A 13,594-nucleotide genomic window follows, 5' to 3' on the forward strand; every position below is an offset into this window, starting at 1 on the left:
AAATTTCAGTTTTGCCATAACAGGAAGGATAAGTCATGGATATCAATATACTGTTGGGTTTTCAGGAATTCCGGAACGGAGTCGGTTCCTGTCTGACCGCCTTTATGACCAAGATGAGTTACATCGGAGAAATGAATACGGTCCTGATCTTCACCGCCCTGATCTACTGGTGCGTCAGCAAAAACTTCGGCACCTATCTTCTGATGGGCTGGAGCGGCAACCGCATCGTCAACGGCCTTTTGAAGGTGAGTGCCTGCGTATACCGTCCCTGGATCAGGGATCCCCGGATTATTCCCGACAGCGATGCCCTCGCGTCGGCGACCGGTTATTCATTTCCCAGCGGACACAGCATGAATGCCGCCTCTCTCTTCGGAGGAGGCGCGATCCGCCGGGAACTCCCCCGACTTCTTCGGGTTGTCCTTGGATTGATTGCCGTACTCATCGCGTTAAGCCGGAATTTCCTCGGCGTGCACACCCCGCAGGATATTCTGGTCGGTCTGGCGGCAGGAGTTCTTGTCATGTGGCTGACGGCAAAGCTTCTTGCATGGATCAATCGGCATCCGGAAAAAGATATCGCGGTGATGTGTGCCGGCATCGGTATCTCCGTCGCCGTTGCCGCATACGCGGCTCTAAAATCTTATCCGGTCGATTATGACGCAGCCGGAAAACTTCTGGTGGACGGTGCCAAAATGGCCAACGACACCTTCAAGGGTGTCGGCTGGTGCATCGGCTTCCTGCTCGGCTGGGTGTTGGAAAGACGATATGTCGGTTTTTCCACCGATATCCCGATGATGACGCGGATGACCAGACTCACGGCAGGACTTCTCGGATATTATGCCGTCAGCCTGATCCTGCTGCCGTTGTTCAAAAGCGGGATTCCGGGAGCAGGCGGAACACTCCTGACCTGCTTCGTCCAGATGTTCTATGTAACCTTCCTCGTTCCGTTCTGTATAAAACATCTGGAACACAAGCCGGCGGCATAATGCTTCGTTTGCCGGATAACACCGAACCACAGCCGGACGGCGCAGTGTTCGTTTGCCGGATAACGCCGGACCACAGCCGGACGGCGCAGCGCACCGTTTTCTGTGTGATTTGACACACCGCAAAAGCCCCGGGCCATCCGGCCCGGGGCTCTCTCTCGTGATCACAGATTCAAAGTTCATCCGTACTCCGTCACAATCCTCACAATTCTCATTTCTCACGCTTCGGCTCTCATGGATCTCTTTATGTCTCAATCACCGTATAACTATCACGCTTCTTTTTGGATTCATATAACGCCTTGTCGGCAATTCCGATCAGATTATATACCATATCGATCCCAAATGCTCCGCCGAAACTCATCGTGATATGGACTTCCGGCTCTTTCTCAAACGTGATCTTCTTCACTTCAGACTGCAGATACGAGAGTTTCGCCTCCAGGTCCTTCCTGGTAATATCAAAAAACACCATCATGAACTCGTCGCCGCCATAGCGAAGAACGACATCTTCTTTCCGGACAGACCGGTTCAAAAGTTCTGCCACCCTTTGGATGACCTCGTCGCCGCGCTGATGACCGGCCGTGTCATTGATCTGTTTGAACAGATCGATGTCAGCCATAACCACGGCATGACACGGTTTACCGATCACTTTCTCATCCAGGAATCTCCGGTTTCGCACTCGGGACAGGGAGTCGAAATAAATCTCCGCCTCGAAATCGGAAATCTTCTTCTGCTGGGCGAGTTTCTGAAGTTTTACATCTGTAGTATCGATGCAGCCATATACGATATGGGTGATATTTCCCGCCTCATCCCGGTCGCCGACCATAAAAATCCCCTCAAACCAGCGGTGAGCGCTCTCACTGTAAAACTCCATACTGGTTGAACCGTTCTCCTCGATGGCTGAAAGAATCATTTTCAGGTTCAGCCACTCGTGCAGGCTTGTCCGGAAATGCTCCGCCACGGTTGTGTCAATATTGTTTCTGAGAAACTGAAAGGCATCCGGATCCTTCGGAGCCATCTCCACATATTCATTGGTGCTGATCACACGGTAACTCATATCCCGTACATCGATAAACAGGGAAAAATTGAACACTTTACCGATCGCCTCAATGATCTTTATATGTTCCTTCAGTTCCTGCTGCGCGGTGATATCCCGATAGCAGCCCATATAGATCTCCAGCGATCCGTCATCCGGACGCCGAATGAAACGACCGGCTCCGGTAATCCAAATAATGGTGCCGTCTTTTTTCAGCATCCGATAGGTGGCGTGCGTAATCTCCGGAAGCTCCCGGTGAACATGAATGGAATCCCAGAAAAGCTTCACGATCGCATCTCTTTCCTCCGGGACAAGCGTCTTCACCCAACTGTCAAATTCATCGGGAAGATCCTCCACCCCGTTATACCCCAACATCTTCCGGGTTTCATCATTGAACTCAAAGCTGAGCAGATTCTCGTCCCAGTCAAAGGTGCAGAAAAACATCCCCGCTTTCAGTCCCTTGGCAAACATTTCCTCCCGAAACCGGGCAATACGGTATTTGCTGTTTGCCTCTGCAATTCTGCGGTTGCATTCTCTAAGAAGATCATGCTGATTTTCCGGATAGGCGGACAGATCAAATAACGGAGACGCATCCTCAACGTCAATCGGCAGCTCCGTTTCAAACTGACCAACTCCATTTTCAAGACTTTCTGCTACTGTTTTGCTGTCAATATCTGCTCCTGCTTTTTGGAAAATGCTGCTCTCCGGATATTCCGAAGCCGCACTGCGCCCGATCATCCGCCTTCTGTTCTCAAAAAATACCGGCGTGCTTCTCTCCATCCACTGCCAATTGCCGTTTCATGCCATGAAATGCAATTTAATTTTTGTATACTTCCATAATATTGTAACAGTTTTCAGGTTAAAATGTTATAATTTCTTTTTCTTTCCTTATCCTTATGATGTTACCTTCCATATTTTTGTCCTCCAGGCTCAAGCAGACAAGCTTGCTTGTCTATTTGAGCCGTCAATCAAAGTTTGAAAGTTTACTTTCAAACTTTATCATTTCCGCCAATTGTCTGTTTTATTCTATTTTTTCACAGGCTGGAATCGACATCCACCTTGTCGATCATGACATTCAGGATCTCGTGATCCGTTCCCTTCATGCCGACTTTTCCAACATATCCCATATTCTTGATCGTCTGCTCGACATCTTCTTCCACCAGGCCCTCTCCGGCCTCAAACTGACGGCCGCCCATACTCATATAGTGTCCCAGAAGTGCCGCGTGAACCGACGCCGCGATCTTTGCCGCACAGCTGGGCTTTGCGCCGTCGCAGACGATACCGCCGACATTGCAGAGCGCATTGGTAATGGTCTTTCCGATATGGGAGTAATCACCGCCGGACATATAGGTCACGGCCGCACCGGCACCGCAGGCCGCACTGACCGCGCCGCAGAACGCGCTGAGCGCGCCGATGTAATGCTTGATGTAAATGGATACCAGATTGCTGACCAGAAGCGAGCGCAGCATTTTGTCATGCGACACATGCCACTCCTTCGCATAGACCACTACCGGCATGGTAACCGTGATGCCCTGGTTTCCGCTTCCCGAATTGATCACAACCGGCAGCGGACATCCGCTCATCCGAGCATCCGAACCGGCTGCCGCCATGGCGCAGGCGAGTTCTTTGACATTTCCGCCCCACTGTTCCACGATCGTTTTTCCGACGCCGGCTCCCCAGGCATTGTCGAGTCCCTCCTGTGCGATCGCGCTGTTAAATGCAATCTGCCGCTCCAGCACCTCTCTCACATCGTCCAGATCAACGGTATCCGCGTACTCGAGCAGATCCATCAGCGTCATCTTCCGGCGCTCATTGTCCTCTTTCTCTTCCTTAACCTGATCCAGGCTGTGGGACGCCTCGCCTTCCTGACAGTTTCCGCAGTCTTTTCCGTCTCGCTTCATGACCGCAAGATTGGTATGGCGTTTGCTGATGACAACCTCGGATGTATGATGCTCACCGGTGAGAAGAATCTGGATATAGAGGTTCGGAACATTTTCCACCAGAGAGACCTCGCAGATATGTTTTTTGACAATCTCTGCCGTCTTCGCCCGCTCAGCGTCCGTCACCTTCGCAATCACCTCCAGCGCCTTCTCCGGATCTCCGCCCACGATGCCGAGAAGCGCCGCTGCGTCGATTCCCTTGAGCCCCCCGGAATTCGGCACCGTCACGCCCTTCACGTTCTTGATCATGTTGCCGGAACAATTGACTGCCACGCGAACCGGATCCTCCCCCAGGATCTTCCGCGCAACCGCTGCTGCATAAGCGATCGCAATCGGCTCGGTGCAACCCATCGCCGGAATCAGCTCCTCCCTCAGAATCTGTGTATAGTTCTCCATCAATTCTCTCGATAATGCCATCGTACCGCTCCCTTCTTCCGGAAAAAACTGATATTATCAGTAGTATTATTACTGATAATATCACTGTTTCTCCCCAAATACAATGTACTCCGGCTTCAAAGATTTTCAGGAAAGGATGACGCTCTTTCGGTCCGGGATTATCCTTCAGGAAACCACCACCGGCTCCGCTCTCTTCAGCATCCCACTCCTTGCCCGCGCTTCCGTGTCCTCCCGCTCATCATAACCGTCATACGGCGCATTCGGATCATGCGGCTTCTGCTTTTTCAATCCATTGCACACAAGATCGGTATGCGCGAAGACATAATCCGGATCGTCCGACCATCCGGTGTGTCCGGTGAGCACCTTTGGAAAAATGTCTCTGCCGCGGAGATTTCGCTCCAATGCCGCAAGGGACTGTACCGACAGACGATTGTCTTCGGCAAGACCTCCGATAAAACTGTATCCGCCATCCGGTCCAAACCAGATGGTATCTCCGGTAAACAGATACCGGTCATCGATCAGATAGACCATATGTCCCCAGGTGTGTCCCGGAACCAGGATCGCCTCCACCCGGATGTCTCCAATATAAAATATCTCGCCGTCTTTTAAGAGCCTCCGCTCATTATCGCTCACCACCATCGGGAGCTTATAAAGGCCAAAGCATACCTTCCGGCGCACCTCTCCCGTCAGATATCTGTTTTCTGTTTCACTGAGATAGACTTTTGCCCTGCGAAAGAGTCCGTCACTGTCGCGCTCCACCGCCCCGACATGATCCGTGTCCTGATGTGTCAGCAGGATATGCCGGATCGAGGCCGGGTCCACATCAATCCATTTCATTTTTTCCGCCAGACGCGGATAACTGTATCCGGCATCGATCATGACGGTCGTTCCGTTCTTCGAATAAAAGAAAATATTCGCGATCCATTCCCGGACACAGGACACATGCTCGTCGATCTTTCCGGTATTCAGTGGTTTAAAGATCTCTTTTCCACGGTACCCCCACGACATGACTACGCGCTGAAAATTGGATGCTCTTCTGGACATCGCTCATTCCTCCCACATACAGATCATTTTTTAGATTAGCCAAAATTAGCTAACCCTAACCACCTGTTATAGTCTCCTTTTGTCCGGAATGCAAGAGAGACAAAGGCCATCTTTCCGCCTGCGCATAAGCGCCAGGGAATATCCCGGGAAACCTTCCTGAATTGTCCTCATTTCCTGCCGGTTCATCGCATTATTTTCCGAAGAATGTTTTTTTTACGAAGACAGTTCATGTTATACTTAAAATAACCAAAACTGAATATTATTCCCCTTTTTCTTCCGTTGAATTCTGCGGTTATTGTTCCTTTGGACATATCATAGACAACTGTGCTTTCGGACATCCGGATATTGTTTTTATGGTTTTAAAAAAATATCGTATAAAGGAGGATCTTATGAGAAAACGTTCGATGAAGTATCTGAGTCTTACCGTAGTGTTGTCCCTGCTTATCACCGCCTGCGGCGGTTCCGGCAACAATGCATCAAAACCAGACAGTGCAGAGAATACCGGCGCTTCCGGGAGCATTGCCGACCGGCAGGCGGAACCGGAACCCGCTGAGACCGTCACCGTCTCCTCTGAGAACCTTACCGCAGACAGCAAAACAGGGGTAAAACTGGAATTATCTCCGCTTCTGTTCGATTATCCGGAAGACGAGGTGGATGTCAGCATCCGGCCCGCCGGCACGGAGACCGCAGAAAACGGAGACTGGCAGGCAACGACGTATGAAATCAATATCGGGGATACTCACGATCTGGACACCTGGATCGACATCCGCATCCCCTATGACGGAAAATTCTGCGATCCGGGGGAAGACCCTGCGAAATGTGTCGGAGCCAAATATTTCAATGAATCGACAGGCGAATGGGAGGATGTGCTCTTTGACGTGGACGCGGAAGCCGGAGAAGTCGTCATCCACACGGATCATCTGTCCAAATACGGCTGCTTCGAAGTGAAAAATGCAGGGCTTCGCAAAGCCTATATCTCGTCCATCGATTCCGAAGGGCTCTATGAGTCACTCTACGGAGGCCATCTGGATGAATCTGCCGCGGCGCTTGCGGAATATGCGGCCAACGGCGCGTCCAGTGAGAAATGTTTCAAACTCGGCGAAGTCGCCATGACCGACTTCTTCACGGATATCAACAACTCTTTCGCGAAGGTAAATGACGCCGGCACAGCCATGCAGCTCTCCGACCTTTTCTTCTTCACGGAAAAATATGCAAAACTCAACGAGGGCTTCTGGGATAAGATGGGAAATGTCGGCTTTGCCTTCAGCGCAGTCAACCTTGGAATTGAAATCCTCAAAGAAGAAAAAACCCGCGATGACATCCTCACGATCTACAAGGATGCCGGCATGTTTGCCCTCAGCGCCGGCGCGAATACCGCTCTCGGCATCAGTCTGGTGGGCGTCAGCATGATCGACCGGTCTATCACGGAATTTGCGCAGGCCGCGCAGGGATACAAGGTCGAGCGAATCAACAACCTGTATCTCTATTACAATGATAAATTCCCCGGCGGCAGGGACTACGGGACCAGCCACGTAGCCAGAAAAACCAAAGAATGGCGGGATATTGTCGCCAAAGCGGTCGCTGACTCCGAGGGAGACGAAAAACAGTTCAAACAATACCTCGAGGATGAGATCGATTCCTATGCCCGCAAGTTCTTTAAAGAGAGCGATAACGTTGTCTGGCAGCTGCAGACGGACTTTGCGGAACATTTCTCCGGAGGCCGCGTCGGCAACATCACGAAGGATCAGGAAGAAGAGCTCGTCAAGCAGTACAAGCAGCGCATGTACCAGCGGCTGTCCAGCGCCATCCTGAAAGAAATGCAGAAGGATTACCAGCGCAGGACGGAACAGCTCCTTCTGGAAAGTATGAACGCAGTGAAAGCGGAACTGAACCGTACGGTTACCTTCGACATTCACGAAAACATGGAGAACAAGGACGTACCGTCCTTCGGCGGCTACCGCCTCCGCTTTGCAGAACTCAGCTCTGCCGCAAGCTCGGAAAAAGCCGTCAGAAGCTGGACGGGAAAGCTGAAAGACGACGGCACCGTCACAACAGAGGCAACGGTGATCGGCTATATTATGGCAGGTCTGCCCGATCGGCTGAATGTCTATGAGTCGAACGCCGATATCGACAACGACGAACCAGTCACAAGCGCAATGTTCCATTTCGACTATCCGACGACGGAAATAGTCATCGACGATAAGGATAACTTTGCCGGCAAATGGTACATCATCGGCAAAAGCGGTGAACCGACCGCCTTTGGTTTTCAGATTGACCAGACCGGAGCCAACTCCTACAACCTGGTTGCCTTTGGAAAAGGGACGAACGGCAAGTCCTACCCCGGCACCGTTTCCGAGAAAAGCAGCAGTGTGCTGATCATCGACGCGCCGACCAACAAAGGCCCCATCACCATCACACTTACCGACAGCACTCACATGACCATGAGCGGCATCAACGTAATCAGCAATGATAAAGTTGTGTCCGGAGGAATCTCGTGGGATTGCGTCCTGGGCGACTGAGGTGTGCCTGAGAGGGGACTGAGCGGAACTGAGATGGAATCTTTCCATAATGAAGCAGATTGACTGCTTCTCACAAAACTGTTGAAGTGAAGCAGCTTGATCGATTCTCATAATGTAATTGAAATGCAGCAAATCCCGCCCATTCCGGAATAATCCGGGCCGGGCGGGATTTGTTGTTCAGACATCGTTTTCATCCAGCGAACATTACGCGCTTAGTATTCTGTTTTCGAAATCTGTCTTTCGTAATCTGTTTTTACGCCGTCGCATTGGCATTGATCGAGTCAATCACTTTCCGGATGGATCCCCATACCGACAGATCCGTAAAGATATCCACCACGCTTCCGCGATCGGTAAACGGAGAATCCTGAAGGACCGACAGATCGGTCATCATTCCATTATGGACAATGTACTCGACAATCTGATTCACAAAATAAATCTGCCGGCTGTCCATTTTCGCTCCGTCCAAAAACTCTGAAAATGCTTCCTTCGCCGCATTCATGTCAAGACCGACGATACTGCGGACAAACTCTCCGAGCGGCTTCTGGCCGTACTCCTTCTCATAATCCGCCTTCGTCCCGATTTCCTTCCACAAAATCGCCTCCAGCGATTCAATGTCCGTATGCGTCAGCGGCTTATTCGTCCGTAGCTTCGCGATGACGAGATTGTCCTGGTGCTGACGGATGTAAAACTCTGCTTTCGCCTTGTAATTCTTCAGTTCATCATTATCCAACTCCGATTCATTCCACTGTGTGTCCAGAATATCATCCGTAAAATCCGTGTCGTACCGCATTTTATGCTTTGGCATATACTTCATCAGATTCCGGAGTTTATCGCGGATAAACTCAAAGTCATCCACTCCCGCCCGATCCACATAGTCGGTCTGAAGAATCCGGTTGATGAGGTCTTTCTGCTCCGAAATCTCCGGTATATTGGCAACAGATGCAATGCCGGCAACCTTGCTCAAAAGGTCCGTCTTCAGCCGGCCAAAGTTCTTACCGGCCAGCTTCGCCAGTTCCAGCCCATAGATCAGCGCATCAAACCGGACTGCCGATGCCTCATCGCTGTCCGGCTGGATCAGCGGCGCGACCTCCGTCTTCACCAGAACCGTGTCCTCAAAGGAAAGTGCCTGATAATTCTCTTCCGATGAGAACTGATCTACATACCGGATGTGCTGTCTGACAGCAAAATTTTCCCGTTCCAGTTCCCGGACCTTGCCCGCCATATGTTCTACCAGCTGCTTTCGATAGGCGATCAGGCGGTCCACCTGATACTGAATATCCTGCAATTTAAAGGCAATCTGGAACTCGAGATTAAAGATCGCCCCCTGCAGAGGCAGGATGTTCGACGTCGGGCGTCCCTTCTCCATCCGGAAGAATTCAAAGTTTCCGCAGAAATCAAAAATATAGAATTTCGACTTATCCTCGCCATCCATGAGACCGGGGCAAAGTCTTGTTCCGCGTCCGATCATCTGCCAAAACTTTGCCTTACTCATCACCTTCTTAAAAAACACAAGGTTCAACACTTCCGGAACGTCGATACCGGTATCCAGCATATCCACCGAAATCGCGATCTGCGGGAGTTTATCGGCTTCCGAAAACTCATCGATGGCACTCTGGGCATAAGTCATATAGTTATCAATGACTTTCGCATAGGGCTGACCATTTGCGCCCTTCGCCAGATTTGGATATTCCTTGTTGAAGACTTCGAGGATCTTCTCCGCATGAGAGTGGTTTTTGGCAAAGATAATTGTCTTACCGATCTTCTCACCGTAGTGAATCTTTAAGCCGTCCCGCATGACGATATGAAGGACCTGGCGAATGGTGTCATCATTGAAAAGCCAGGTATTGAGAGCGGAGGAACTGATTTTCTCCGGCATTTCCCCGTTTTCATCTTCAAAGGTGTCCTCGTAGGCGGCTTTCTCTTCTTCCGAAAGCTCCGCGTAGGTGATTCCCTGCTCGATGAATTTCAGCTTTGTCTCCACAGACATATAATCCACCAGATAGCCGTCCTTTACTGCCTGGGCAAGATCATATCCATACGTCGGAATTCCATCGTTCAATTCAAAGATCTGATAAGTATTCTTATCGATCTCATCTTTCGGCGTTGCCGTCAGTCCGACTAACGGCGCGTCAAAGTAGGTAAAGATATCCTTGTACTTGTTATAGATCGAGCGGTGGGCCTCATCACAGATGACAAGGTCGAAATGTCCGCAGGTAAAGAGTTTCCCCTTTTCATCCTTAAGCGTGTCAATACATCCGATCATCGTCTGATAGGTAGAAAAAATACAGTGGGAGTTCACCCGCTCCTTATCCTCACAAAGATTCGTGCAGGACAGGTCTTGCAGAAGATTGGTGAAATTCCGTTTCGCCTGTGTCACAAGAGAATTCCGGTCCGCGAGGAACAGAATATTCTTCACCCATCCGGCTTCCAAAAGGACCTTGCAGAGTGCGATCACGGTTCTGGTCTTTCCCGACCCTGTCGCCATGACAAGAAGCGCTTTGCGGCGGTTTTTCTCATCAAAACTGTCGCAGACCGCCTTGATGGCAGCTTCCTGATAATACCGTCCGGCTATCTTCTTATCCACCGTCACATGCTTCAGGCTGGTTCTCATCTTCTGAAGATTAAAAAGCTTCTCCAGATCCCGTTTGGAATAAATGCCGGCGACTTTCCGTTCCGGATACTGATTATCGATGATCCTCGTATCGAATCCATTGGTGAGAAATGTCACCGGTCGCCGACCATATTGCTTTTCCAGAATATCCGCGTAATGCTTCGCCTGCTGCCGTCCTTTTCCCGGATCAAAGCAGGTTTTCTTTGCCTCGATCACCGCCAGCGGCTTATGGGAATCGTCATAGAGAACGTAATCCGCATATCCCACTTCCGATTTATTCGGCATTCCTGGAAGTTCGACTTCATTGAGCCAGTCTTTTCCTTCGGTCCATCCGGCATCCATAAGAAGGGAGTCGATATAGATTTTTCTCGTCTTGTATTCTGAGAGATCGATGGGTTTGGAAACGTACGTCTCCTGTTTTTCCTGACGGCGCTCGGATAATTCTTTCTTCAGCGCCTCATTTTCTTCCCGGAGTTTTTGTAAATCCAGCTCTTTTCTGGCCGAGTTCTCAATCTCTTTTTGAAGCTCATTCTGTACTGCTTCCGCTCTTTCCCGGTTCTCCTTCATGCTCCGGATTCTGTCCCGAATGAGTCCCCGGTCATAGCTCCGTTCTTCGTAGACGTCTGCATAGCAGTATGCAATGTAATCGAGATAGATAAAGAGGTTTTCCAGGCAGAGCATCGCCTCATCTCGGCCCAGTTTCTTTCCGCTGTGTGCCACATTATTTCCGCATCGGCGGATGAAATTCATCCGGTTCCACAGATCCGGTCCGATGATCTGACGATAGTCTTCCGCATCCATCAGAGTTTTGAGATTATCCTGATACGGCATCTCCAGTCCGTCATCCACGGAATACATCCATTTCAGGGCGAACTCCATCGCGCGGCGGCAATTGATAATACTTGTCTCCGGGTCCATGAGAACGATCCTTTCTGCCGAAATCGCCACGTCAGAAAAACTGTTAAATTTTGTTTCTTTCTTCAGATAATCAAAATTTGTTTTCATAAAAATGGCCGCCTCTCTCTTATGTTCATACTAACATTGCGACCCAAAATCGTCAAACAGTGCGATATTCTGATTTCTTGTTGTTTTACTCTTAAATTTCGGATAGTTTTAGTCAAAAACAGAATTGAATCAGCATAATTCATGTTATACTGATTACAACAGACACCCGGATCATCATTCTTCAGGCTTTCACGAAAATATCATATGTAACCAAGGAGGCTCTTATGAGAAAACGTTTGAAGAAGTATCTTAGTCTTACCATTGTATTATCCATAATCATTTCCGTCTGCAGCTGTTCTGGCCCGTCGGCTACAGCAACCACGGCTGTTCCTGCCACAACAGAGTCCCAGGCAGCCGCAGAGGCAGCTTCCACATCAGCCGAGGGCGAGACGCAGGCAACCGAAGAGTCCATCAGCAAATGGGAACCAAAACTCAGTGCTGAAGACAAAGCGATCGTTGAAAAACTCGGTACGCTGACGCACCACACAAAAGTCACGGAAGACAGTCTGAACTGGTCCTTCGACGCCGCTTCCGGCACCCTGACCGTCACCGGACAGGGGCCGATGAAAGACTACAGTAAGGACGATCCCTCTCCGGCGAAGGATTATGTAGATTCCGTAACCCGGATCGTTGTGGGAGACGGCATCACCACGATCGGTGCCTATGCTTTTTACAACATGATGTGGTGTGAGAACGCGCGGCTTCCGGACAGTGTGGAATATATCGGCGACTACGCCTTTATGAATGACTCCTCTCTGGAAGAGATGCCATTCCCAAAGGGCCTTCGTGAGATCGGAGACTACGCATTTGGTGAAGTAAAACTTCACAAGGCACTGGCGATTCCGGAAGGGATCGAGATCATCGGCAAACACGCGTTCAACTCCAACGACTTCTACGACAACATCAGCATCCCGGCGTCTGCCTACTATATCGCGGAAACCGCCTTCTATAACAGCCTCTCTTTGCATGATTTCACCATTGCAGAGGGCAACCCGAATTATACGGCGAAGGACGGCGTCCTGTTCAGCAAAGACCTGTCGGTGCTGTTCTGCTATCCGATCTACAAAGAGGAAAAACATTACGATATTCCACAGACCGTGACACGAATCGCAGAAGGCGCATTTGAACAGAACTATTTCCTTAAGACCATCCACATCCCGGCATCCGTGTCGGAAGTCGGTGACCGCCTTTTCCTGGAGTTCCCCTTTATGGAGGAATACACCGTGGACGAAAACTGTCCGGTTCTGAAATCCGTGGACGGCGTCCTGTATTCCAAAGATATGAAGATGCTTTATGATTATCCACGCAAAAAGGAAGCCGAGGAATACACCGTTCCCTCCAGTGTGGAAACCATCGACCGGTACTGCTTCGACTTCTGTGATAAGACGAAAAAACTGTATATCCCCGGAACCGTGAAAAAGGTGGACCGATGTGCGTTCGGTTTCACCAACGGAGAGATCTATCTCGCAAAGGATTTTGTCAACGCGGAGATCGGGGACTCGATCCTTTACTCTATTACTACAGAATCCCGAATGGACTTCTCCGAAGACTACGTGTACACTCCACCGGAGAAGCGGGAACCGGAAGCAAATCCCGTGGTCTACCTGTGGACGCATCATGACAAGATGACCGTCTATTATGAGGGATCGCAGGAGGAGTGGGACGCCTTTATCGAGAAAGGTTCGCGCAATCTCGGCGACACAGAAGTGATCTGCAACACGCCCTTTCCCGGAAAATAAAAAGATTAACGAATAGTGAAATCGAGTAGGAGGCGGTGACTAACCGCCGTCCTCTCACAGCACCGTACGTACCGTTCGGTATACGGCGCTTTCAATAGTTGACGTGCACAGACTGATAGGCTGTGGCTAAATCATAGAAGCCACTGTTTATCAGTCTATCTTTTGTCATCGCCATGTTGACTGCGACTGTATGTGTGGTAAACCAATATCCACGCCGACTGTTGCCAGCAATATGCGCCAAGTCCTCGGGCACACCCATCTTAATCAGATTTCGCACCTTTGTCTTGGGCTTCTTCCATTGTTTCCATATACACATACGGATTCTGT

Annotated in this window: 7 protein-coding genes and 1 pseudogene; 3 read left to right on the forward strand and 5 right to left on the reverse strand. The window is 50.1% G+C overall.

Features of this window, described 5'->3' with window-relative positions; translation table 11 throughout:
* Positions 1–35: 35 nt before the first annotated feature.
* Positions 36–983, forward strand: a complete 948-nt coding sequence (locus BMW41_RS04720) for a phosphatase PAP2 family protein (protein WP_051684713.1) — start codon at positions 36–38, stop codon at positions 981–983.
* A 241-nt stretch (positions 984–1,224) separates the two neighbouring features.
* Here the strand turns inward: BMW41_RS04720 and BMW41_RS04725 are convergent, their stop codons facing one another.
* The 3 genes from BMW41_RS04725 to BMW41_RS04735 all read right to left on the reverse strand — a co-directional run bounded on the left by BMW41_RS04725 (position 1,225) and on the right by BMW41_RS04735 (position 5,393).
* Positions 1,225–2,793: a sensor domain-containing diguanylate cyclase gene (locus tag BMW41_RS04725; RefSeq protein ID WP_083378786.1), complete on the reverse strand. Its 1,569-nt coding sequence runs from the start codon at positions 2,791–2,793 to the stop codon at positions 1,225–1,227.
* Positions 2,794–3,047: 254 nt separating this feature from the next.
* The gene (locus BMW41_RS04730) at positions 3,048–4,370 is read right to left on the reverse strand and encodes an L-cysteine desulfidase family protein (RefSeq protein ID WP_074649076.1); all 1,323 of its coding nucleotides are present in this window, start codon (positions 4,368–4,370) and stop codon (positions 3,048–3,050) included.
* Between the two features lie 144 nt (positions 4,371–4,514).
* Complete coding sequence (locus tag BMW41_RS04735) at positions 4,515–5,393, reverse strand: MBL fold metallo-hydrolase (RefSeq protein WP_074649077.1); 879 nt, start codon at positions 5,391–5,393, stop codon at positions 4,515–4,517.
* 389 nt (positions 5,394–5,782) lie between these two features.
* Here BMW41_RS04735 and BMW41_RS04740 point away from each other — a divergent pair, with 389 nt between their 5' ends.
* Complete coding sequence (locus BMW41_RS04740; protein ID WP_074649078.1) at positions 5,783–7,912, forward strand: hypothetical protein; 2,130 nt, start codon at positions 5,783–5,785, stop codon at positions 7,910–7,912.
* Positions 7,913–8,165: 253 nt separating this feature from the next.
* On the opposite strand, the gene BMW41_RS04745 is transcribed toward BMW41_RS04740, so the two are convergent.
* Complete coding sequence (locus tag BMW41_RS04745) at positions 8,166–11,528, reverse strand: DEAD/DEAH box helicase family protein (protein WP_074649079.1); 3,363 nt, start codon at positions 11,526–11,528, stop codon at positions 8,166–8,168.
* A gap of 224 nt (positions 11,529–11,752) precedes the next feature.
* Between BMW41_RS04745 and BMW41_RS04750 the strand changes: the two genes are divergently transcribed.
* Positions 11,753–13,267: a leucine-rich repeat domain-containing protein gene (locus tag BMW41_RS04750; protein ID WP_074649080.1), complete on the forward strand. Its 1,515-nt coding sequence runs from the start codon at positions 11,753–11,755 to the stop codon at positions 13,265–13,267.
* A gap of 91 nt (positions 13,268–13,358) precedes the next feature.
* Here BMW41_RS04750 and BMW41_RS14745 read toward each other — a convergent pair.
* Positions 13,359–13,594: pseudogene (locus tag BMW41_RS14745) on the reverse strand (group II intron reverse transcriptase/maturase); the annotation flags it as partial.

The organism is [Clostridium] aminophilum (assembly GCF_900101295.1).
GTDB lineage: Bacteria > Bacillota > Clostridia > Lachnospirales > Lachnospiraceae > Clostridium_R > Clostridium_R aminophilum_A.